This is a genomic window from Leifsonia sp. TF02-11, from assembly GCF_017565305.1.
GTDB lineage: Bacteria > Actinomycetota > Actinomycetes > Actinomycetales > Microbacteriaceae > Leifsonia.
This window is the reverse complement of the sequence record NZ_JAGEKP010000004.1, coordinates 236,774-260,178: the sequence shown is the minus strand read 5'-3', so window position 1 is coordinate 260,178 and position 23,405 is coordinate 236,774. Positions and strand designations below refer to the sequence as shown.

Annotated in this window: 19 protein-coding genes; 13 read left to right on the top strand and 6 right to left on the bottom strand. The window is 70.4% G+C overall.

Going from position 1 to position 23,405, the window contains the following annotated elements; all coding sequences use genetic code 11:
• Positions 1–69: 69 nt before the first annotated feature.
• The 11 genes from JNB50_RS07045 to JNB50_RS06995 all read left to right on the top strand — a co-directional run bounded on the left by JNB50_RS07045 (position 70) and on the right by JNB50_RS06995 (position 14,988).
• Positions 70–300, top strand: a complete 231-nt coding sequence (locus tag JNB50_RS07045) for a DUF6704 family protein (protein ID WP_208039402.1) — start codon at positions 70–72, stop codon at positions 298–300.
• A gap of 3 nt (positions 301–303) precedes the next feature.
• On the top strand, positions 304–1,074 hold the full coding sequence (gene trpC, locus JNB50_RS07040; RefSeq protein WP_208039401.1) for an indole-3-glycerol phosphate synthase TrpC: 771 nt from the start codon (positions 304–306) through the stop codon (positions 1,072–1,074).
• Complete coding sequence (trpB, locus tag JNB50_RS07035; RefSeq protein WP_208039400.1) at positions 1,074–2,285, top strand: tryptophan synthase subunit beta; 1,212 nt, start codon at positions 1,074–1,076, stop codon at positions 2,283–2,285. Before trpC ends, trpB begins: the two co-directional genes overlap by 1 nt.
• Positions 2,282–3,079 carry a tryptophan synthase subunit alpha gene (gene trpA, locus JNB50_RS07030; RefSeq protein WP_208039399.1) on the top strand — a complete coding sequence of 266 codons (798 nt, stop codon included), beginning with the start codon at positions 2,282–2,284 and terminating at the stop codon, positions 3,077–3,079. The genes trpB and trpA overlap by 4 nt, the downstream gene beginning before the upstream one ends.
• A gap of 123 nt (positions 3,080–3,202) precedes the next feature.
• Positions 3,203–4,204 carry a prolipoprotein diacylglyceryl transferase gene (gene lgt, locus JNB50_RS07025; protein WP_208039672.1) on the top strand — a complete coding sequence of 334 codons (1,002 nt, stop codon included), beginning with the start codon at positions 3,203–3,205 and terminating at the stop codon, positions 4,202–4,204.
• A 209-nt stretch (positions 4,205–4,413) separates the two neighbouring features.
• Positions 4,414–9,009, top strand: coding sequence for a glutamate synthase large subunit (gltB, locus tag JNB50_RS07020; protein WP_208039398.1), 4,596 nt, complete (start codon positions 4,414–4,416; stop codon positions 9,007–9,009).
• Entirely contained in the window at positions 9,002–10,459 is a 1,458-nt protein-coding gene (locus tag JNB50_RS07015) for a glutamate synthase subunit beta (protein WP_208039397.1), read from the top strand. The genes gltB and JNB50_RS07015 overlap by 8 nt, the downstream gene beginning before the upstream one ends.
• A 61-nt stretch (positions 10,460–10,520) precedes the next feature.
• On the top strand, positions 10,521–11,936 hold the full coding sequence (gene pyk / locus JNB50_RS07010) for a pyruvate kinase (protein ID WP_208039396.1): 1,416 nt from the start codon (positions 10,521–10,523) through the stop codon (positions 11,934–11,936).
• A gap of 158 nt (positions 11,937–12,094) precedes the next feature.
• Positions 12,095–13,159, top strand: a complete 1,065-nt coding sequence (locus JNB50_RS07005; protein WP_208039395.1) for a DUF2092 domain-containing protein — start codon at positions 12,095–12,097, stop codon at positions 13,157–13,159.
• A 10-nt stretch (positions 13,160–13,169) separates the two neighbouring features.
• Complete coding sequence (locus JNB50_RS07000) at positions 13,170–14,105, top strand: ABC transporter ATP-binding protein (RefSeq protein WP_208039394.1); 936 nt, start codon at positions 13,170–13,172, stop codon at positions 14,103–14,105.
• The gene (locus JNB50_RS06995) at positions 14,092–14,988 is read left to right on the top strand and encodes an ABC transporter permease (RefSeq protein ID WP_208039393.1); all 897 of its coding nucleotides are present in this window, start codon (positions 14,092–14,094) and stop codon (positions 14,986–14,988) included. Before JNB50_RS07000 ends, JNB50_RS06995 begins: the two co-directional genes overlap by 14 nt.
• 76 nt (positions 14,989–15,064) lie before the next feature.
• Here the strand turns inward: JNB50_RS06995 and JNB50_RS06990 are convergent, their stop codons facing one another.
• A complete protein-coding gene (locus JNB50_RS06990; protein WP_208039392.1) occupies positions 15,065–15,952 on the bottom strand; it encodes a DMT family transporter in 888 nt (295 codons plus the stop codon).
• A gap of 52 nt (positions 15,953–16,004) precedes the next feature.
• A complete protein-coding gene (locus tag JNB50_RS06985; RefSeq protein ID WP_208039391.1) occupies positions 16,005–16,583 on the bottom strand; it encodes a GNAT family N-acetyltransferase in 579 nt (192 codons plus the stop codon).
• Between the two features lie 115 nt (positions 16,584–16,698).
• On the opposite strand from JNB50_RS06985, the gene JNB50_RS06980 reads away from it, so the two are divergent.
• Positions 16,699–19,131, top strand: coding sequence for a phosphoketolase (locus JNB50_RS06980; protein WP_208039390.1), 2,433 nt, complete (start codon positions 16,699–16,701; stop codon positions 19,129–19,131).
• 12 nt (positions 19,132–19,143) lie between these two features.
• Here JNB50_RS06980 and JNB50_RS06975 read toward each other — a convergent pair whose 3' ends face one another.
• Complete coding sequence (locus JNB50_RS06975; protein ID WP_208039389.1) at positions 19,144–19,923, bottom strand: SGNH/GDSL hydrolase family protein; 780 nt, start codon at positions 19,921–19,923, stop codon at positions 19,144–19,146.
• Positions 19,924–19,959: 36 nt separating this feature from the next.
• Between JNB50_RS06975 and JNB50_RS06970 the strand changes: the two genes are divergently transcribed.
• Positions 19,960–20,424: a VOC family protein gene (locus tag JNB50_RS06970; protein WP_208039388.1), complete on the top strand. Its 465-nt coding sequence runs from the start codon at positions 19,960–19,962 to the stop codon at positions 20,422–20,424.
• A 7-nt stretch (positions 20,425–20,431) separates the two neighbouring features.
• Here the strand turns inward: JNB50_RS06970 and JNB50_RS06965 are convergent, their stop codons facing one another.
• The 3 genes from JNB50_RS06965 to JNB50_RS06955 all read right to left on the bottom strand — a co-directional run bounded on the left by JNB50_RS06965 (position 20,432) and on the right by JNB50_RS06955 (position 23,376).
• Complete coding sequence (locus JNB50_RS06965) at positions 20,432–21,370, bottom strand: hypothetical protein (protein WP_243768126.1); 939 nt, start codon at positions 21,368–21,370, stop codon at positions 20,432–20,434.
• A 127-nt stretch (positions 21,371–21,497) separates the two neighbouring features.
• Positions 21,498–22,520, bottom strand: coding sequence for an LLM class flavin-dependent oxidoreductase (locus tag JNB50_RS06960; protein ID WP_208039670.1), 1,023 nt, complete (start codon positions 22,518–22,520; stop codon positions 21,498–21,500).
• Positions 22,521–22,575: 55 nt separating this feature from the next.
• Entirely contained in the window at positions 22,576–23,376 is an 801-nt protein-coding gene (locus JNB50_RS06955) for an alpha/beta hydrolase (protein ID WP_208039387.1), read from the bottom strand.
• Positions 23,377–23,405: the final 29 nt, after the last annotated feature.

The following is a 23,405-nucleotide window of genomic DNA, read 5'->3' as shown; positions in this document are numbered from 1 at the left end:
GATCCACCAATCGTGCGCTTCCCTGTGCCTGACGGGCCAGGAGCGGTGCACCCGACGTGCAGGAGTCCCATGAGCAGCGAGTCAGTCGATCCAGGCCACGGTCATTCGCCGGCGGCGTGGACGGCCGTGATCATCATGCTGATCGCCTTCACCATCGGAGCCGTCGCGTTCTTCTTCGACGCTCCGATCGTGGTGTGGGCATCCGCGGGGCTCGCCGTGATCGGACTCATCGTCGGCTGGATCATGAAGCGCGCAGGCTACGGAGTGGGCGGCTCCAAGTACCAGCCGAAGGGCCACTAGCCCGTGCTCGCCGACCTCGTCGCCGGCGCGCTGGAGGATGCCGAGCGGCGACGGGCCGAGCGCCCGCTCGCCGTGGTCGAGGCGGCAGCCGCCGCCCGTGAGCCCGCCATCGACGCGCTGGCCGCCCTCGCTCCCGCCGATCGGGTGAAGGTCATCGCGGAGGTCAAGCGCGCCAGCCCGTCGCGCGGCGACCTCGCCGAGATCCCGGATCCCGCCGCCCTCGCGGCCCTCTACGAGACGGGCGGTGCGAGCGCGATCAGCGTCCTCACCGAGGAGCGCCGGTTCAAGGGATCGCTCGCCGATCTCGAGGCCGTTCGAGCCGCCGTCTCGCTGCCCGTGCTGCGCAAGGAGTTCGTCGCCGATCCGTACCAGGTGTTCGAGGCCCGCGCAGCGGGCGCCGACCTGGTGCTGCTGATCGTCGCCGCGCTCGACCAGCCTCGCCTGGTCGAGCTGCACGGTCTGATCTCCGACCTGGGCATGACCGCCCTGGTCGAGGCGCACACCGAGGAGGAGCTGAGCCGCGCGTTCGACACCGGTGCCACGCTGGTGGGCGTGAACGCGCGCAACCTCTCGACGTTCGAGCTGGATCGGGACCTGTTCGGCCGTCTGGCCGACCGGTACCCGGCCGGCGTCATCCGCGTGGCGGAGTCTGCCGTGAAATCGGCAGCCGACGTCGCGCACTACCGGGCGGCGGGCGCGGATGTCGTGCTCGTCGGCGAGGCGCTCGTCACGAGCGACCCCGTCGCCACGCTCGGCGAGTTCCTGGGAGCCTGATGTCCCTTCGTTCTGAACACGGACCCTACTTCGGCGAGTTCGGCGGGCGCTTCGTGCCCGAGTCGCTCGTCGCCGCGCTCGACGAGCTGACGATCGCGTGGGAGGAGGCCAAGGCCGACCCGGCGTTCCACGCCGAGCTCGACGAACTGCACCGCAGCTACACCGGCCGACCGAGCATCATCACGGAGGTGCCGCGGTTCGCGCGCCACGCCGGGGGCGCGCGCATCATCCTCAAGCGCGAAGACCTCAACCACACCGGCTCGCACAAGATCAACAACGTGCTCGGCCAGGCCATCCTCACCAAGCGGATCGGCAAGACCCGAGTGATCGCGGAGACCGGAGCGGGCCAGCACGGGGTGGCGACGGCCACCGCCGCGGCGCTGTTCGGCCTCGACTGCACCATCTACATGGGCGAGGTCGACACCGAGCGCCAGGCGCTGAACGTCGCCCGCATGCGGCTGCTCGGCGCAGAGGTCATCGCGGTCACGACCGGCTCGCGCACCCTGAAGGACGCCATCAACGACGCGATGCGCGACTGGGTCACCAACGTCGAGAACACCAACTACATCTTCGGAACGGTCGCCGGTCCGCACCCGTTCCCCGAGATGGTGCGCGACCTCCAGAAGATCATCGGCGAGGAGGCCCGCGAACAGGTCCTGGCACTGACCGGGCGCCTGCCCGACGCCGTGGCGGCGTGTGTCGGCGGCGGCTCCAACGCCATGGGCATCTTCCACGCCTTCCTCGACGACGAGGACGTGCGCCTCGTCGGCTTCGAGGCGGGGGGAGAGGGTGCGGACACCCCGCGCCACGCGGCGACCATCACCAAGGGCCGCCCCGGCGTCCTGCACGGTGCCCGCAGCATGCTGCTGCAGGACGAGGACGGCCAGACCATCGAGTCGCACTCGATCTCGGCCGGTCTCGACTACCCGGGCGTCGGCCCGGAGCATGCGTGGCTCGCGAAGATCGGCCGGGCCGAGTATCGGCCGGTGTCCGACGCGGACGCCATGGAGGCGCTCAAGCTGCTCAGCCGCACCGAGGGCATCATTCCGGCCATCGAGTCCGCGCACGCCCTCGCCGGCGCGCTCGAGCTGGGCAGGCAGGTCGGCCCCGACGGCATCGTGCTCGTGAACCTCAGCGGTCGCGGCGACAAAGACATGGAGACTGCCGGACGCTACTTCGGCCTGATCGACGAAGGAGCCGTGCAGTCGTGAGCCGCGTGGCAGACACCATCGCGCGCCGCAACGCCGAGGCGGGCGGCGCTCTCATCGGCTACCTGCCGGCGGGATTTCCCGACCTGCAGACCAGCATCGACGCCGCCGTGGCCCTGGCCGAGAACGGCGTCGACGTCATCGAGCTCGGCCTGCCCTACTCCGACCCGGTCATGGACGGCACCGTCATCCAGGCCGCCACCCAGCAGGCGCTGTCGAACGGCTTCCGGCTGCGCGACGGCTTCACCGCCGTGCGCGAGATCACGCAGCGCGTCGATGTCCCCGTGCTCGTCATGACCTACTGGAACCCGGTGTTGCAGTACGGCGTCGACCGCTTCGCCGACGACCTCGTCGCGGCGGGAGGGGCTGGGCTCATCACGCCCGACCTCATCCCCGACGAGGGCGCGTCGTGGCTGGAGGCCTCCGAGCGCACCGGGCTCGACCGGGTGTTCCTCGCCGCGCCGTCCTCCACCGACGAGCGCCTGCGCACCACCGTCGAGAGCAGCCGCGGATTCGTCTACGCCGTCTCGACCATGGGAATCACCGGGGCGCGCAGCGACGTCGACTCCGCGGCGCGGACGCTCGTCGCCCGCCTGCGCGACGCCGGCGCGACGAGCACCTGCGTCGGCCTCGGGATCTCCAACGCCGCCCAGGTGGCCGAGGTCCTCGAGTACGCGGACGGCGCGATCGTCGGCTCCGCACTGGTCAAGGCTCTCGCCGACGGTGGCGTGGCAGCAGCCGGCCGCGTGGCGGCCGAGCTCGCCCAGGGCACCGCGCGGCAGGGTGCGTCGGCCTGAGGGCGGCGTCTCCCGCCCCGGCGGGTCGGCGGCATCGCAGAGCTGCATTTAGACTGGAGGCCGTGCGCCATTCGGCGCCGGACTCCCTAGGACACGAAAGGTAGTCTTCGCGTGGTCGCGACGATGAGCAGCTGGGTCGCCAGCATCCCGAGCCCGGGGCCCGAGTGGCAAGAGATTCCGCTGCCGTTCTGGCCCTATCGCATCCAGGTCTACGCCCTCGTCATCCTCGTCGGCATCATCATCGCCGCAGCCTGGACGTCGCGGCGCCTGACGAAGCGCGGCGCGGAGCCCGGTGTCATCCTCGACATCCTGCTGTGGGCCGTCGTGCTCGGCATCGTGGGCGCTCGCATCTACCACGTGCTCACGCACCCTTCCGACTACTTCGCGGCGGGCCACAACACGTGGAACCCGTTCCAGCCCGGCAGCGTCTGGGCGATCTGGGAGGGCGGCAACGCCATCTTCGGCTCCCTGATCGGCGGTGCCGTCGGCGTCTGGATCGCCTGCCGCATCAGCGGCCTCCGGTTCTGGAGCGTCGCCGACGCGCTCGCTCCCGCGCTGCTGCTGGCGCAGGCCATCGGCCGCATCGGCAACTACTTCAACCAGGAGCTCTTCGGCCTGCCGACCAACCTGCCGTGGGGCCTGCAGATCGACGCGGGCAACAAGGCGATCCCGGTCGGTCTTCCCGACGGCACGCTGTTCCAGCCGCTGTTCCTCTACGAGATCATCTGGAACGTCATCGGCGTCTTCGTGATCGTCTACCTGGAGCGCAAGTTCCGTCTGCAGTGGGGCAAGACGCTGGCCGTCTACCTCATCTGGTACGGCCTCGGGCGCTCCTACCTGGAGTCGATCCGCATCGACCCGAGCGAGTTCACGTTCCTCGGCATTCCGAGCAACGTGTGGGCGGCGTTCGCCGCTGTCGTGCTCGGTGTCGTGATCTTCGTCGTGCAGTCCCGACGTCATCCCGGACTCGAGCCGAGTGTCTACCACACGGGTCGTGAATGGGTTCGCCCCGATGCTGAGGTAGACTCGGACGACACGGACTCGGACGACGAGGACTTCGTCGATGGCGACGGGGAGCCCACCGCGTCCGCAGGAGCCAAGGCCACAAGCCCGTCGAACGGATGATCTCCGTCGGCTCATGACAACCCGGCACTATCGCTACTCGTCAAGGCACACACCCGTCGAGGCGATCCCGTAACCATCATCTGACCGCACGGACGACCCGGGCCGCACACAAGCCCGGCGCAACAGCGGCGGAACCCTCCCAGCAACGGGCCGAAGGCGTCCCCGCACTCCAATCCCCACATCCACGACACTGTGAGGACGGTCGACACATGGCGCTCACGCCTCCCCATTCCCGGTTCAGCATGGTTCCCGGCAAGCAGGGTCTCTACGACCCTGCCGCCGAGAAGGATGCGTGTGGTCTCGCCATGGTCGCGACCCTGCGCGGAACCGCGGGGCACGACATCATCGACGCGGCGCTCGAAGCGCTGCGGCACCTGGAGCACCGCGGCGCGGTCGGCTCCGACGCAGGAACGGGCGACGGCGCCGGCATCATCACGCAGGTGCCCGACGCGTTCCTGCGCGCCGTCTCCGGCTTCGACCTGCCTGGCGCCGGCCGGTTCGCGGTCGGCAACGCGTTCCTCCCCACGGAGGCCGACGACCGCGAGCGGATCAAGGCCGCCGTCGCGGAGATCGCGGCGGAGCACGACCTGACCGTCCTGGGCTGGCGTCCGGTGCCGGTCCGGCCGGACGAGCTCGGCAACCTGGCACGCGCGGCGATGCCGGTCATCGAGCAGCTCTTCGTCGCGAGCACGCGTACCGACGAGCGCGGAGAGCCGCTCGGCGGGATCGCACTCGACCGCCTCACGTTCTTCCTGCGCAAGCGGGCGGAGCGCGAGCTCGACCTGTACTTCTCGTCGCTGTCGAGCCGCACCATGGTCTACAAGGGCATGGTGACGACCCTCCAGCTGGAGCCGTTCTACCCCGACCTCTCCGATCAGCGGTTCGCCTCCAAGCTCGCCCTGGTGCACTCGCGTTACTCGACCAACACGTTCCCGTCGTGGCCGCTCGCGCAGCCGTTCCGGATGATCGCCCACAACGGCGAGATCAACACGGTCCAGGGCAACCGCAACTGGATGCGCGCCCGTCAGTCGCAGCTCGAGAGCGAGCTGCTCGGCGACCTGTCGCCGGTCCTTCCGATCGTGACCCCCGGGGCGTCCGACTCCGCCTCGTTCGACGAGGTCGTGGAGCTCCTCTCGCTCACCGGTCGCTCGCTGCCGCACGCCGTGATGATGATGGTCCCGGAGGCGTGGGAGAACCAGACCGAGATCGACCCGGTCCGCCGCGACTTCTACGAGTACCACTCGATGCTCATGGAGCCGTGGGACGGCCCGGCCGCGATCGTGTTCACCGACGGCTCGCTCGTCGGCGCGACGCTGGACCGCAACGGTCTGCGCCCCGGCCGCTACGTCGTGACCAACGACGGCCTCGTGGTGCTCGCGTCCGAGATCGGCGTGCTCGACATCGAGCCCAGCCGGATCGTGCGCAAGGGCCGGCTGCGTCCCGGTCGCATGTTCCTGGTGGACACCGTCGCCGGCCGCCTGATCGAGGACGACGAGATCAAGTCGGAGCTCGCCGCCGGCGCGCCGTACGGCGAATGGCTCGACGAGGGCCGCATCAACCTCAAGGACCTGCCGGAGCGCGAGCACATCGTGCACACGCCCGCGTCGATCACACGCCGCCAGCGCACCTTCGGCTACACCGAGGAGGAGGTCCGCATCCTCCTGAAGCCGATGGCGACCACGGGCGCGGAGCCGCTCGGCGCGATGGGGTCCGACACGCCGGTGGCCGTGCTCTCCGAGCGTCCCCGGCTGCTGTTCGACTACTTCACGCAGCAGTTCGCGCAGGTGACCAACCCGCCGCTGGACTCGATCCGCGAAGAGGTCGTCACGACGATGAAGCTGGGCCTCGGCCCGGAGCGCAACCTGCTCACGGCCGGCCCGGAGCACGCGCGTCAGGTCGTCCTGGACTTCCCGGTCATCGACAACGACGAACTCGCGAAGATCCAGCACATCGACCCGAGGCCGGGCAGCCGGCTCACGACCACGGTCCGCGGTCTCTACCGCTTCGACGCCGGCCCCGACGCCATGCAGCGCCGGCTGGCCGAGATGTGCCAGGAGGTCGACGAGGCCATCGAGGCCGGTGCCCAGTTCATCGTGCTGAGCGACCGCGACTCCACCAAAGACCTGGCGCCCATCCCGTCGCTGCTGATGCTCGCCGCGGTGCACCACCACCTGATCCGTGCGGAGAACCGCATGAAGGTGGGACTCATCGTGGAGGCCGGCGACGTGCGCGAGGTGCACCACATCGCGCTGCTCATCGGCTACGGAGCGTCGGCGATCAACCCCTACCTCGCGATGGAGACCTGCGAGGAGCTGGTGCGCAGCGGGATGATCACCACGGTCTCGCCCGAGAAGGCCGTCAAGAACGTGATCAAGGCGCTCGGCAAGGGCGTTCTCAAGATCATGTCGAAGATGGGCATCTCGACCGTGTCGTCCTACGCGGGCGCGCAGGCGTTCGAGGCCGTGGGCCTCAGCCAGGAGTTCGTGGACGAGTACTTCACCGGCACCACGAGCAAGCTCGGCGGCATCGGAATCGACGTGATCGCGGCCGAGAACCTGTCGCGCCACACGAGTGCCTACCCGGCGGAAGGCGCCATCCTCGCCCACGAGCGGCTGGCCACCGGCGGCGAGTACCAGTGGCGCCGCGACGGCGCACCGCACCTGTTCAACCCGGAGACGGTGTTCCGTCTCCAGCACTCGACGCGCACCCGCCGGTACGACATCTTCCGCGAGTACACCAAGCTCGTGGACGACCAGGCCGAGTCGCTGATGACGCTGCGCGGCATGTTCGCGCTCAAGACCGGTACCCGTCCGGCTGTCCCGATCGACGAGGTCGAGCCGGTCGAGTCGATCGTCAAGAGGTTCTCCACCGGAGCGATGAGCTACGGCTCGATCTCCAAGGAGGCCCACGAGACCCTCGCCATCGCGATGAACCGGCTGGGCGCCAAGTCCAACACCGGAGAGGGCGGCGAAGACCTCGACCGTCTCCTCGACCCGGAGCGCCGCAGCGCGATCAAGCAGGTGGCCTCCGGCCGGTTCGGCGTCACGTCGATGTACCTGACGCACGCCGACGACATCCAGATCAAGCTCGCCCAGGGCGCGAAGCCCGGCGAGGGCGGCCAGCTGCCGCCGACGAAGGTGTACCCGTGGGTCGCCCGTACGCGGCACGCGACCGCCGGCGTCGGACTGATCTCGCCGCCCCCGCACCACGACATCTACTCGATCGAGGACCTCAAGCAGCTGATCTTCGACCTGAAGCGTGCGAACCCGCAGGCGCGGGTGCACGTGAAGCTGGTGAGCGAGTCCGGCATCGGCGCGGTCGCGGCCGGAACGGCGAAGGCTCTCGCGGACGTCATCCTGGTGTCCGGCCACGACGGCGGCACCGGAGCGTCTCCGGTCAACTCGCTCAAGCACGCGGGCACGCCGTGGGAGCTCGGTCTGGCCGAGACCCAGCAGACGCTCATGCTCAACGGCATGCGCGAGCGCGTGGTGGTGCAGGTCGACGGGCAGCTCAAGACCGGCCGCGACGTCATCGTCGGCGCTCTGCTCGGCGCGGAGGAGTTCGGTTTCGCGACAGCGCCGCTCGTCGTCTCCGGCTGCATCATGATGCGCGTCTGCCACCTCGACACCTGCCCGGTCGGCGTCGCCACGCAGAACCCGGAGCTGCGCTCCCGGTTCTCGGGCAAGCCCGAGTTCGTGGTGAACTTCTTCGAGTTCATCGCCCAGGAAGTGCGCGAGTACCTCGCGGAGCTCGGCTTCCGCAGCCTCGACGAGGCCATCGGCCACGCCGAGCTGCTCGACGCCGACCGTGCCATCGAGCACTGGAAGGCGTCGGGCATGGACCTGACCCCGATCCTGCGCGGACCGGAGTTCCCGGAGAGCGCGCCGCGCAAGAACGGCCGCGCGCAGGACCACGAGCTCGACGAGCACTTCGACAACCAGCTCATCCAGGCGGCGCACGACGTGCTCGCCGCGGAGCGCCCCGGCGCGGACGGCGCGACGCTGTCGCTCAGCCTGCCGATCCGCAACACCGAACGCGCCGTCGGCACGATGCTCGGGCACGAGGTGACCGTCCGCCACGGCGAGAACGGCCTCCCGACCGGCACCATCGACATCACGCTCACGGGTTCGGCCGGTCAGTCGCTCGGCGCGTTCCTCCCTGCCGGCATCACGCTGCGCCTGGAGGGCGACTCCAACGACTACGTCGGCAAGGGGCTCTCGGGCGGCCAGATCATCGTCCGGCCCCCGCAGGGCACGGTGTTCCCCGCCGAGCGGAACGTGATCGCGGGCAACGTCATCGGCTACGGCGCGACGCAGGGCAGCATGTTCATCCGCGGCATCGTGGGCGAGCGGTTCCTGGTCCGCAACTCCGGAGCGACGGCGGTCGTGGAGGGCGTGGGCGACCACGCGCTCGAATACATGACGGGTGGCCTCGCGGTCATCCTCGGCGGCACCGGACGCAACCTGGGCGCGGGGATGTCCGGCGGCACGGCATACGTCTACGACCTGAAGACCGAGCGCGTCAACCGCGAGGCGCTCGCCAGCGGTGAGCTGGAGCTGCTGCCGCTCGGCAGTGCGGACATCGAGATCGTGCGGGATCTTCTGGAGCAGCACCGCACCGAGACCGGGTCGGCGCTGGCCGAGCGGATGCTCGCGGACTTCGACGCGACCGTCGCGAAGTTCGTCAAGGTGCTGCCGCGCGACTACGCGGCCGTGCTGCAGATGCGCCAGGAGGCCGTCGACGAAGGGCTCGACCCTGACGGCGACATTGTGTGGAATCGGATTCTGGAGGTGACCGGTGGCTGACCCTAAAGGTTTCTTGAAGACGACGGAGCGCGAGCTCCCCAAGCGGCGGCCGGTCTCCGTCCGGCTCATGGACTGGAAAGAGGTCTACGAGGCGGGCGACCCCGCGCAGCTGCGCAGGCAGGCCGGCCGCTGCATGGACTGCGGCGTGCCGTTCTGCCACCAGGGCTGCCCGCTGGGCAACCTGATCCCCGAATGGAACGATCTCATGTGGCGCGGGGAGGGCCGCCAGGCCATCGAGCGCCTGCACGCGACCAACAACTTCCCGGAGTTCACCGGTCGCCTCTGCCCCGCTCCCTGCGAGTCGTCGTGCGTGCTCGGCATCAACCAGCCCGCCGTGACCATCAAGCAGGTCGAGGTGTCGATCATCGACCAGGCCTGGCAGAACGGCTGGGTGCAGCCGCACCCGCCGGAGCGCCTCACCGGCAAGACCGTCGCGGTCGTCGGCTCCGGCCCGGCCGGTCTCGCGGCCGCTCAGCAGCTGACCCGCGCCGGCCACACGGTCGCCGTGTACGAGCGCGACGACCGCATCGGCGGCCTGCTGCGCTACGGCATCCCGGACTTCAAGATGGAGAAGAAGCACCTCGAGGCGCGGCTGAACCAGATGATGGCCGAAGGCACCCGGTTCCGCGCCGGTGTGAACATCGGCGTCGACATCGCCTGGGACGACCTGCGGGCCCGCTACGACGCCGTCGTCGTCGCGACGGGCGCGATGGTTCCGCGCGACCTCCCGATCCCGGGCCGCGACCTGGCCGGGGTGCACTTCGCGATGGAGTACCTCGTCCAGCAGAACAAGGCGGGCGCCGGCGACCAGATCGCCGACCAGATCACCGCGGACGGCAAGCACGTCATCGTCCTCGGTGGCGGAGACACGGGGGCGGACTGCATCGGGACGGCGCACCGGCAGGGCGCGGCGAGTGTGACCAACCTGGCGATCGGCAAGCAGCCGCCGGCGGAGCGTCCAGCTCACCAGCCGTGGCCGACGACCCCGACCCTCTTCGAGGTGCAGAGCGCGCACGAGGAGGGCGGTGCCCGCGAGTACCTCGCGTCGACCGTCGAGTTCCTCGCGAACGAGTTCGGCGAGGTCAGGGCGCTGCGCGTCGCGGAGACCGAGTACCTCGACGGCCGCCGGGTGCCGAAGGCCGGAACGGAGCGCGAGATCCCCGCCGACCTCGTCCTCCTCGCCCTCGGTTTCACCGGCCCGGAGCAGGACGGGCTGAGCGGACAGCTCGGCCTCCCGTTCGACGATCGAGGCAACGTGGCCCGCGACGGCGACTACCAGACCAGCGAGGCAGGCGTGTTCGTCGCAGGTGACGCAGGCCGCGGCCAGTCGCTCATCGTCTGGGCCATCGCAGAGGGCCGGGCAGCGGCAGCCGCCGTCGACCGGTATCTTGAAGGGGAGACGCAGTTGCCGTCGCCGGTCCGTCCCACCGACCGGGGCATCCTCGTCTGATCCCCTCCACCACGAGAACGCGCCGTCAGGGGTGCGAGAATCACGGAGCACTGAGAAACCCATGAGAAGGGCGAAAATCGTCGCGACCCTCGGTCCGGCGACCTCCAGCTACGACAACATCCGCGCGATCATCGACGCGGGTGTGGACGTGGCGAGGATGAATCTGAGCCACGGCAGCTACGACGTGCACGAGGGGGTCTACGCCAACGTGCGCAAGGCCGCCGAGGACGCGGGGAAGCCGGTCGCGGTCCTGGTCGACCTCCAGGGTCCCAAGATCCGCCTCGGCAAGTTCGAGGCCGGCCCGTACGATCTCGCCCAGGGCGACATCTTCAAGATCACCACCGATGACATCATCGGGACCAAGGAGATCTCCTCCACCACGTTCAAGGGCCTGCCCAACGACGTGAAGCCGGGCGACTTCCTGCTGATCGACGACGGCAAGGTGCGTGTGCGCGTGGTCGAGGTCGAGGGCAACGTCGTGACCACCGAGGTCGTCGTCGCCGGCCCGGTGTCGAACAACAAGGGCATCAACCTCCCGGGCGTCGCGGTCAACGTGCCCGCCCTGTCCGAGAAGGACGAGGCGGACCTGCGCTGGGGCCTCAAGCTCGGCGCCGACATCATCGCCCTCTCGTTCGTGCGCAACGCCAAAGACATCGAGCGCGTGCACGAGATCATGGCGGAGGAGGGCCGCCGGGTCCCCGTCGTCGCCAAGATCGAGAAGCCGCAGGCCGTCGAGGCGCTGGAGGAGATCATCGAGGCGTTCGACGCCATCATGGTCGCCCGCGGCGACCTGGGCGTCGAGCTGCCGCTGGAGGCCGTGCCGATCGTGCAGAAGCGCGCGGTGGAGCTGGCCCGTCGCGCCGCGAAGCCCGTCATCGTGGCGACGCAGATGCTCGAGTCGATGATCTCCAGCCCGGTCCCGACCCGCGCAGAGACCTCCGACGTCGCGAACGCCGTCCTCGACGGCGCCGACGCGGTGATGCTCTCCGGCGAGACCAGCGTCGGCGAGTACCCGGCGATCACGGTCGCGACCATGGCGCGCATCGTGACCTCCACCGAGGAGCACGGCCTCGACCGCATCCAGCCGCTCGGCACGCGTCCCCGCACCCAGTCGGGTGCGATCACGCTGGCCGCCGTGGAGGTCGCGGACTTCGTCGAGGCGAAGTTCCTCTGCGTCTTCACCGAGTCGGGCGAGTCGGCCCGCCGGATGGCGCGGCTGCGCAACAAGATCCCGATCCTCGCCTTCACCCCGGAGGAGTCGGTCCGGCGGCGCATGTCGCTGTTCTGGGGCGTCGAGTCCTTCGTGGTCGGCCGTGTCACCCACACCGACCAGATGGTCGCGCAGGTGGACGAGGCGCTCAAGTCCACCGGCCGTGCCGTCGACGGCGACAAGGTCATCATCATCTCCGGTTCCCCTCCCGGGATCCCCGGAACCACGAACGACATCCGCGTCCACAAGGTCGGCGACGTCCTGTAGCGACGGATGAGGAAGGCCCCGCTCCGGCGGGGCCTTCTGCGTGTGTCGGAGGGTTCGTCCCGGTGGCTCCCAGCTGAGGTCATACCAGGGGATGATTTCGCGTTCTCCCATGGAATCCGGAGGGTCGGCGCGCGGGTCCCGAGCGTATCCTCGGCACTATGAAGCACCGCCTGGTCCGCTGGCTGCCCGCCGTCGTCGTCCCCGTCGCCATCGCTGCGGGAGCCATCGCGATCCCGCTCGCCGCCGGAGCCGCCGACCTTCCCGTGAAGTCGCCGGCCGACGTGCTGCGGCTGGTCGCGTCGAGCAACACGAAGGCGTTCTCCGGCACCGTGGAGCAGAGTTCCGACCTGGGGCTGCCGAGCCTGCCGAAGACGGGCGGAGGCTCCAGCGCCGACAGCTCGGTCGCGAGCACGCTCTCGCTGCTGATGGGCGACCACTCCGCCAAGGTGTACGTCGACGGCCCGACCAAGGTGCGCGTGCAGCTCCTCGACCAGCTCGCCGAGCGCGACGTCATCCGGAACGGGTCGGATCTCTGGCTGTACCAGTCGAGCGACCAGTCGGTCACCCACGCGACCGTCCCGGCGCATGAGAAGGCCGGCGCGACGCCGGCTCCGACGGCGACGCCCGACGCGACCGCGACCACGCCTCAGGCGCTGGCCGAGAAATTCCTCGCCGCGGTCGACCCGTCCACGAAGGTGACCCTCGGCCCGAACACGAAGGTCGCAAACCGGAACGCTTACGACCTGGTGCTCACGCCGCGCACCGACGCCACCCTCGTGGGCTCGGTGGCCATCGCGGTGGACGGCCAGACCGGCCTGCCGCTGGAGGTCCAGGTGACGGCGCGCGGGGCCTCCTCGCCGTCGTTCCAGGCCTGGTTCAAGGACTTCACTCCGAGCGCGCCCGACGCGAGCGTGTTCTCGTTCACCCCGCCGAAGGGCGCGAAGGTCACCGAGCAGGCGCCGAAGACGGGCGAGCTCAACAGCGCAGAAGCGAACCGGCCGAAGCCGACGGTCACCGGCACCGGCTGGGCGACGATCGTCAGCCTCCCGGCCGGCACGGTCCCGGCGCAGACACTGTCCGACCCGCTGGTGGCGCAGCTGACCCAGTCGGTCGGGGGAGGCCGCGCGCTGTCGACCTCGCTGGTGTCCGTCCTGGTGACGGCGGACGGACGGCTGCTCGCGGGCGCCGTCCCGGTCTCCGCCCTCCAGGCCGCCGCTCAGTGAGCGACCGCCGGTGAGCGACGCCGCCATCTTGACGAGCGGCCTGACCAAGCGCTTCCGCGGACACGCTGTCGTCGACGGGCTCAGCCTGGAGGTGCCGCGCGGCTCGGTCTTCGGCTTCCTCGGCCCGAACGGCTCGGGCAAGACGACGACCATCCGGATGCTTCTGGGGCTGATTTCGCCCTCCGCCGGATCGATCGATCTGCTCGGCGAGGCCATGCCCGACCGCGGCGCGACCGTGCTGCCGCGCGTCGGCGCGCTGGTGGAGGGACCGGCGTTCGCGCCCTACCTGTCCGGATCCGCGAACCTCGTCCGACGCGACACCGCCGACCGGTATGCGCCGGGCGCGACCCGCTCGCAGCGCGTGGGCGCTGCGCTCGAACGCGTCGGCCTCACGCACGCGGCGGGCAAGCACGTGCGCACCTACTCGCTCGGCATGAAGCAGCGCCTCGGCATCGCCGGCGCACTGCTCACCGACCGCGACCTCCTGGTGCTGGACGAGCCGACCAACGGGCTCGACCCGCAGGGCACCCGCGAGGTGCGCAACCTCGTCCGGTCGCTCGCCGATGAGGGCACGACGGTCTTCGTCTCCAGCCATCTGCTCGCGGAGATCGAGCAGATCTGCACGCACGCGGCGATCATGCGCACCGGCCGCCTCGTCGCGCAGGGCTCGCTCGACGAGCTGCGCAGCGCCTCCGGGCCTCGGGTGAGCGTGACGACGCCCGATCGGGCAACGGCCGCCGACGTGCTCGCCCGGTTCGGGCTCGCGCCGGAGACCGGCGGAGACGGCGTGGAGGCGGCGCTCACCGAGGGATCGCCGGCCGTCGAGGACCTCGCCGCGAGCCTGGTCGGCGCCGGCGTGCGCCTGCGCGGCTTCGCCGTCCGGTCGTCCAGCCTGGAGGAGCGCTTCGTTGAGCTGACGGGAGAGGGCTTCGATGTCGAGCAGTGAGGCGGTGCCGGTGGAGGCCGCTGCGACGACAGCCGAGCGTCCGGTCACGTCGGTCGGCGCGCGGCGCGCACGCCCGTCGGCCGGCTGGGCGTTGCTGGGTTCCGAGCTCTCGGTGATGTTCCGCCGCTGGCGGACCTGGGCGATGCTCGCAGCGCTGGCGGCCGTCCCCATCCTGATCGCGGTCGCCGTGCGGGTGACCGGACGGGGACGTGGGCCGGCCTTCCTCGACCAGATCACGAGCAACGGCCTGTTCGTCGCGTTCACCGCGCTCGTCGTCTGCGTGCCGCTGTTCCTGCCGCTCACGATCGGGGTCGTCGCCGGTGACACCATCGCCGGCGAGGCGAGCCACGGCACTCTCCGCTATCTGGTGATCGCACCGGCCGGGCGCCTGCGGCTGCTCGCGGTCAAGTACGCGGGCTGCGCAGCGTTCTGCGTGGCGGCGGCACTCACGGTCGCGGTAGCCGGGGCGCTGATCGGCGCGATCCTCTTCCCGATCGGCCCGGTGACGCTGCTCTCGGGGAGTGTGGTGAGCGTGGGCGACGCGGCGGTGCGTCTGCTGTTGATCGCGCTGTACATCGTGGTGTCGCTCCTCGGGATGTGCGCGATCGGGCTGTTCCTGTCCACACTGACGGATGTGCCGGTCGGGGCGATGGCGGCGACCGCGGTGCTGGCCGTGGTGTCGCAGGTGCTGGACCAGCTCCCGCAGCTCGACGCCATCCACCCCTGGCTGTTCAGCCACTACTGGCTGGGCTTCGCGGACTTCCTGCGCGCACCGCTGGTGTGGGACTCGTTCGTCTCGAACACCTGGCTGCAGGCCGGCTACGTCGCGGTGTTCGGGGCGCTGGCGGTCGGCCGCTTCCTCAGCAAGGACATCCTGTCCTGACGGCGCTGAGACTCGTCACGAATGTCGACATTCGTGCCACGAATGTCGACATTCGTGACGAATCTCCGAGGGCGGCCTAGGGGATGGTCTCGGCCGTCGCCTCGAGGTCGGAGCGGGGATGCTCGCGCTGGGTCGCGATGCTGACGCCCGCCGCCACACAGACCACGACGATGCCCACGAGCTGCACGAGCGCGAAGTGCTCGCCGAGGACCAGGACCCCGAAGAGGGTCGCGATCACCGGACCGAACGCGGTGATGACCGCGTAGAGCCGCGGTGTGATCCGGCGCAGGATGAAGGTGTCCAGACTGTACGGCACGGCCGACGACAAGATCCCTGCGGTCAGCAGCAGGCCGGCGACGCGCCAGTCGATGCGGGAGTAGTCGACGACGATCAGGGCGAGCGGGACCGTGAGAACCGTCGCGACGACGCTCGCGACGCTCAGCCCCTCCAAGCCCGGCAGTCGCGTCGCCACCCGCCGCGTCAGCAGGATGTAGGCCGCCCACGACGCCGCGGCCGTCAGCGCGAGCACGACGCCGATGGGGTCGATGGCGCCCTCGGTCGCGGTGAGCAGCACGACCCCGCCGGCTGCGGCCACCGCGCACGCTGCGTCGAGCAGCCGACGCGATCCGGCCAGCGCGAGCGCGAACGGCCCGAGGAACTCGATGGTGGCGGCGATCCCGAGGCCGAGCCTCCCCACTGCCTCGTAGAAGCTCAGGTTCATCGCGGCGAGCACGACGCCGAGCGCGAGCGCCGGCCAGAGCCGGCGCCAGGTGAGCTCCGCGCGCTTCGGTCGGTAGAACGGCAGAACGCAGACGGCCGTCACGACCTGGCGCACGGCCACCACGACGAGGGAGCCGACGACGGGGATGAGGAGCCCGGCAACGGACGAGCCGAAGTTGATGCTGACCTCGGTGGCGACCTGGGTGCCGGCCCCGACGACGACCCGGTTGCGCTGGGAGCTCACTGGTCGAGCTTAGAGCCTCGCGGCCCGCACGCCGGGCCGTGCGACCGGGGCGTCAGGCGTGCAACTCGCGCCGCATGACCGCGCGCGTCGCGCTCGGCCGGCGCACGACCTCGAAGCCGCCGTCGCTGAACAGCGACACGGTGCCGTGGTAGCGCTCGGCGGCGGACAGCGAGGGCCGGGCCTCGGGGTCGACGGGGTAGCCCTCGACGACGGTCGCGCCCCGCTCGCGGGCGTGCTCGAGCGCTCCGGCGAGGAGGGCACGTGCGATGCCGCGCTTGCGGTACTCCGGCCGCACCACGAAACAGGTCACCGCCCAGACATCGTCGGGGTCGCCCTCCCTGCGCCGGGTGATCGGCGACCGCCCGAGCGCCGGGTAGGCGGAGAACGGCTCGATCGCCGCCCAGCCGACCGGCTCGCCGCCGATGCGGGCGATCACCCCGGGCGACCCCTCCTGCACCTGCTCGTGCAGCAGCGCCTCGGTCTGCTCGCGCGTGGCGGCGTCCCAGTCGGCGCGGCTCAGCTTGAACCACTGGCACCAGCAGCTCGACGCATCGCCTTTCGTGCCGAAAACCGTCTGCAGCTCGCTCCAGGTCGACGCATCCACCGATTCTGTGACCACTTCGTCCGTCATCCCTCGAACGTATCGCGCGTCGACGCCGAGGGGCACGTAAACGCCCCATAAACGCTCGGATAAGGGCGATGACGTGCCCCTCGACGGCACGGCATCGTGCTCGTAGGATGCCCGAGTGAGCGACCTCTCTCCAGACCCTCTGTCCGCCGGCGAACTCGACCAGCTCGACGCCTGGTGGCGCGCCGCCAACTACCTCTCCGTCGGGCAGATCTACCTCCTCGACAATCCGCTGCTGCGCCGCCCGCTCTCCCGCGACGACATCAAGCCGCGGCTGCTCGGACACTGGGGCACGACTCCCGGCCTCAACTTCGTCTACGCGCACCTCAACCGTGCGATCCGGCAGCGCGACCTGGACACGCTGTTCGTCGCAGGTCCCGGCCACGGCGGCCCCGGTGTCGTCGCCGGCGCCTACCTCGACGGCACTTACAGCGAGGTCTACAGCGCGATCGACCGCAGCGAGGACGGCCTTCGCCGCCTGTTCCGGCAGTTCTCGTTCCCGGGCGGGATCCCGTCGCACGCCGCGCCGGAAACCCCCGGCAGCATCCACGAGGGCGGCGAGCTCGGCTACGCGCTGTCGCACGCCTACGGTGCCGCGTTCGACAACCCCGGCCTCCTGGTGGCCGCCGTCGTCGGCGACGGGGAGGCGGAGACCGGCCCGCTGGCGACGGCGTGGCACTCCAACAAGTTCCTGAACCCGAAGACCGACGGCGTCGTGCTGCCGATCCTGCACCTCAACGGGTACAAGATCGCCAACCCGACGGTGCTCGCGCGCATCCCGGAGAGCGAGCTGTTCGAGCTGATGCGCGGCTACGGCTACACCCCGTACCTGGTCTCCGGCGGTTTCGACGGCGAAGACCCGCGCGAGGTGCACAAGCGGATGGCGGCGACGCTCGACGAGATCCTCGATCGGATCGCGGAGATCAAGGCCGCTGCCGCGGCAGGAGACCTCGTCGACCGCCCGGCGTGGCCGATGCTCATCCTGCGCACGCCGAAGGGCTGGACCTGCCCGCCCGAGATCGACGGCCATCCCGCGGAGAACAACTGGCGCTCCCACCAGGTGCCGCTCGCCGACGCGCGCGACACCGAGGCGCACACCCGGCTGCTGGAGGGCTGGCTGCAGTCGTACCGGCCGGAGGAGCTGTTCGACGAGTCCGGCGCCCCCGTCGATCTCATCGCCGGTCTCGCGCCGGAGGGCGCACGCAGAATGAGCGCCAACCCTGCGGCCAATGGTGGGCTGCTGCGCCGTGACCTGCGCCTGCCCGACTTCCGCGACTACGCCGTCGACGTGCCGGCTCCGGGGGAGACCGTCGCAGAGGCGACCAGGGTGCTCGGCGGCTGGCTGCGCGACGTCATGGCGGCGAACCCCGACGACTTCCGGCTGTTCGCGCCCGACGAGACGGCCTCCAACCGGCTGCAGGATGTCTACGAGGTCACCGGCAAGCAGTGGAACGCCGAGTACTGGCCGATCGACTCCGACAACCACCTGGTGCCGAGCGGGCGCGTGATGGAGGTGCTGAGCGAGCACCAGTGCCAGGGCTGGCTCGAAGGCTACCTGCTGACCGGCCGGCACGGCGTACTGACCTCGTACGAGGCGTTCATCCACATCGTCGACTCGATGTTCAACCAGCACGCCAAATGGCTCAAGAGCTCCCGCGCGATCGCGTGGCGCCGCCCGATCGCCTCGCTGAACTACCTGCTCAGCTCGCACGTCTGGCGGCAGGACCACAACGGTGCGTCGCACCAGGACCCCGGGTTCATCGACCACGTCGTGAACAAGAAGGCCGACATCGTGCGGGTCTACCTGCCGTTCGACGCGAACACCCTGCTGTCGACCTACGACCACTGCCTGCGCTCCGTCGACTACGTCAACGTCGTCGTGGCGGGCAAGCAGCCGGCGCCCAACTGGCTGAGCATGGCCGACGCCATCGCCCACTGCACGCGCGGCATCGGGATCTTCGAGTGGGCGGGCACCGAGCGCGACGGCGAAGAGCCGGACGTCGTGCTCGGCTGCGCCGGCGATGTCCCGACGCTGGAGGTGCTGGCCGCCGCCGACATCCTGCGTCAGCGGCTCCCGCACCTCGCCGTCCGCGTGGTGAACGTCGTCGATCTGATGCGGCTGCAGAGCGAGGGCGAGCACCCGCACGGGCTGAGCGACCGCGAGTACGACGCGCTGTTCACGGTCGACAAGCCCGTCATCTTCGCCTACCACGGTTACCCGTGGCTCATCCATCGGCTGACCTACCGGCGGGCCGGCCACGATAACCTGCACGTGCGCGGCTACAAGGAGGAGGGCACGACCACGACGCCCTTCGACATGGTCATGCTCAACGACCTGGACAGGTACCACCTGGTGATGGACGTCCTCGACCGCGTGCCGGGCCTGGCGGCGAAGGAGGCGGGCTTCCGTCAGGAGATGGCGGATGCGCGCCTGCGCGCCCGCGAGTACACCCGCGAGCACGGCGAGGACATCCCGGAGGTCGCGGAGTGGCGCTGGGGCGGAGGCACGCGGACCACGCGCATCGACACCACCGGAGGCGACAACGACTGACGGCCCGCGGCCTCAGAGCGGCTGTGCGGAGGCGGGGTCGACGATCGTGAGCTCGGCGATCTTGGCCGTGCGGCCGTCGCCGGACGACCGGCCGGTGAGCCGGCGGCCGATCCACGGGAGCACGTAGCGTCGGTAGTAGTCCGCGGTGCGGCGGGAGGCCTCGCCGCCCGGGGCGGCCTCCACATCGTCGACACCCCACTCGGCGGGGACCGGCACGTCGAGCGCCGTCAGCACGTTGCTCGCGACGCGCGCGTGGCCGAGGGCGTTCAGGTGCAGGCGGTCGGCCGACCAGTAGCGGAGGTCCTCCAGCGACTCGTCCGCCCAGTTGTCGACGAAGAGCACTCCGTCGCGCGGCAGCAGGTCGCGCACGGCGACCGCGAGCTCGTCGCCGCGCTTGCGCAGCAGTCCGCCCATCGGCAGGTGCCTGCTGGGATTCGCGCCGCTGAGCAGCAGCATCCTGCTTCCGGAGGCCACCACCCGGTCGGCCGCGTCGATCAGCTGGCGGGCCACCGATTCGATGGTCACGCGCGGGCGCATGATGTCGTTCCCTCCGCCGTTGAGGCTGATCAGCTGCGGGTGCTGGGCGATGGCCGGATCGAGCTGCTCGGTGAGGATCGGCGCCAGCTTGCGGCCGCGGATCGCGAGGTTCGCGTAGCGGACGGGCTCCGTGGCGGCCTGTGCGAGCCCCAGGGCCACGAAGTCGGCCCAGCCGCGCTGCCGGCCGTCGGGGAGGTCGTCGCCGACGCCCTCGGTGAAGCTGTCGCCGATGGCGATGAAACTCGTGAACACCATCCCGCTACGCTACCGCCGCCGCGTACCATGACCGGCATGCAGAAGGTCAGGACATTCCTCTGGTACGACGGCCAGGCCGAAGCTGCGGCGAATCATTACGTCTCGCTGGTGCCCGACTCCCGCATCCTCAGCGTCGAGCGACTGGGTGAGGACGGCGCGACGGTGCTCGTGACGTTCGAGCTCGGTGGGATCGAATACCTCGCGCTCGACGGCGGCCCGCTCTACAGCTTCACGGAGGCGGCCTCGATCATGGTGCTGTGCGAGGACCAGGCGGAGGTCGACCGGCTCTGGGACGGTCTCATCTCCGATGGCGGAGAGCCGGGCCCGTGCGGGTGGTGCAAAGACCGCTGGGGCTTGAGTTGGCAGGTCGTGCCGCGCGCGCTTCTCGAACTCCAGCAGGACCCCGATCGCGCACGTGCGGCGCGGGCGAACGCGGCCATGTTGACCATGGGCAAGCTCGACATCGCCGCGCTGTACGCCGCCGCCGACGCGACAGACTGACCGCGGCTCAGCGCGCGATGAGCGCCTGCCACGACAGCAGGTGCTCGACGGTGACGCCTTTGTAGCCCGCGAAGCCGCTGAACGCGGAGCGCACCAGCGCGGTCTGCGCCTCGAGCGCCGCGGCGGTGTCGTCGCCGAAGGTGGCGCCGGGCCCGCCGGCGACCTGGGGGTCGTCGGTCTCCACTCCGATGCTGAACGGCACGCGTGCCGTGGCCGCCGCGGTCGCGGCGGGCCGGGCGAGAGCGATGATGCCGTCGTCGCCGGCCGCGTGGTCGGAGAACGCGACGATCGCGACGGAGCGCAGGTGGGGGAGCAGCGTGTCGAAAAGCGTCGAGTCGTCGCCTGCGGGCTTGGCCGCGAGCCACCACGGCAGGTCGGCGCCGACGGGGACGGAGCCGGCCGCGGTCGCCGCCGTGTCGTACATCGTGGCGAGCTGGGCGACGATGCCCGGAAGCTGGTCGTCGGTCGCGCCCACCCAGGGCTCGACGTCGAACTGGATCGCGTCGAACGGCGCGGCTTTCAGGGCCGCAGTGGTCCAGGTGGCGGCGAGGTCGGGCTGCTGCGACCACGCGGGATCGCCCCCGAGTGCGGCGACGGTCGTGACGCCCGCGCCGTGCAGGGCCTTGACGGCCGAGCGCAGCCACGGCGAGAACGGCCCCTGGTCGGCGGCCCACGGCACCGAGAGGTAGACCGTGCGCAGCTTGTGGGCCGACGCGAACGCGGCCAGCGCTTTCGGCTCGAACGCCGGCTGGCCGTCGCCGCGGGCGTCGACAGCCGGGTCGATGGGATTGCCCCAGGCCCACATCCCGGTGATGGCAGAGGGCGTGGAGCCTCCGGTGAGGGTCACAGCGCTCGCCGGAGCTGCTGTCGCGGCGAGACCGGCGACCCCGAACAGAAGCGCCATCCCGGCCGCGAGGATCCCCGTACCCGATCGTCGAATTCGCAAAGCACACCCCTTCCATGGGACCGGACGGTTTCGTCACGGCCTGTGCTGCGGAATTCGGGTGTACCGCGAAGCAATATTCTCATATCCAGCGGTGGGGGACAGAGCCGCGTTCGGGGTACACGGCTGCTCAGTCCCGCCAGCCGAGCTCCCGCCCGACCGCGACGACGCCCTCCAGCAGGCGTGCGTTGAACTTGACGCCGAGCTGGTTCGGCACCGTCACGAGCACGGTGTCCGCCATCCGGAGTGCTTCGTCGGCGGCCAGCTCGGCGACGAGCTTCTCCGGCTCGCCGATGTAGGAGCGGCCGAAGCGGGCGAGGCCGCCGTCGAAGTGGCCGACCTGGTCGCGGCCCTCCACCTGTGCGCGGGCGCCGAAGTACCGGTACGAGGCCTCGTCGGTGATCGGGATGATGCTGCGGCTCACGCTCACCCGGGGCTCGCGCTCCCAGCCCATCTCGGCCCAGGTGTCGCGGAAGCGCTGGATCTGCTCCGCCTGCAGCTGGTCGAACGGGACGCCGGTGTCCTCGGTGAGCAGCGTCGACGACATCAGGTTCATGCCCTGCTCGGCCGTCCACTCCGCGGTCGCGCGCGTGCCGGCGCCCCACCAGATCCGGTCGGGCAGCGTGGGGGACAGCGGTTGGATGGACAGGCCTCCGGAGCTCCCGGTCATGCGCGGGTCGGCGTTCGCCATGGCCTCGCCCGCGATCGCAGCCCGGAAGATCGCGGTGTGACGGCGCGCGAGATCGGCGTCCGACTCGCCCTCGCCCGGCACGTACCCGAACGACTCGTACCCGGCGAGCGCGGTCTCGGGCGACCCACGGCTCACGCCGAGCTGGAGGCGCTCTCCGCTGATCAGGTCGGCCGACGCGGCCTCCTCTGCGGTGTACAGCGGATTCTGGTACCGCATGTCGATGACGCCGGTGCCGATCTCGATCCGCGACGTGCGCGCGCCGATCGCTGCCAGGAGCGGGAACGGAGACGCCAGCTGCGGCGCGAAGTGGTGCACGCGCACGTACGCGCCGTCCGCTCCCACCTCCTCGGCCGCGACGGCGAGCTCCACCGTCTGCAGGAGGGCGTCGCCGGCCGTCCGGACGACCGAACCGGGGACGGCCTGGTAGTGGCCGAAGCTGAGGAAGCCGATGCGTTTCACGATGGAGGCAAGGTGTCGCCGGCGCCCGGTATTCCCCGTCCGGGCGCTCCGGTGCCGGTCAGTCCTGGAGTCCCTGCTGCCCGAGCCACACCAGGACCTCGGTCGCGACGTCGCGCCAGCCGTGGTCGATGACGAGCGAGTGCCCGCGATCCTTGAACGTGATCAGCTCCGTCACCGCGTTCGAGTCGCGGTAGAGCTTGAGCGTGGCGTCGGTCGTGACCTCCGGGACCGTGTTGTCCTCGCCGCCCGCGATGAGGAGCAGCGGTCCGCGGTCCTCGTTCTTCGTGTCCACGGCGGCCTGCGAGTGCACGCTGAAGTTGGCCGCGGCCGCCTGGAAGATCGGCCGCACGGTCGACGGGACGGTCCAGCGGTCGAACAGCTCCTTCGCCTCGTCTTCTGGCAGCTGGTTCGCGAAACCGAACGTGAACTGCTCCAGGGTCAACGCGATCGGCTTGTGGATGTTGGCCGGATTGCCGAGCACCGGGAACGACGACTTCAACTGACGGAACGGCAGCGGCAGCACACCCTTGATCTGGGCGGGGTCGATCGCGACACCCGCGTTCCCGTAGCCCTGCCCGATCAGCTTCTCGGTGACGAGGCCGCCGAACGAGTGCCCGATGATCACCGGAGGCGTGTCCATCGCCTCGATGATCTCCGCGAAGTGCGCGGTCACCTCGTCGATCCCGACGTTCGCGACGTCGTCCGGGTGCGCTCTGGTGTCGGCCACGGTGTCCTTCTCGCCGGGCCACAGGGGAGCGACGGGAGCGTAGCCCTCCGCCGTGAAGAGGTCGATCCAGGGCTGCCAGCTGCTGGCGTGGAGCCAGAGGCCGTGGATGAAGAGCACGGGTTGATTCGCCATGGCCCACACCGTAATGCTCCGGGAGGCCG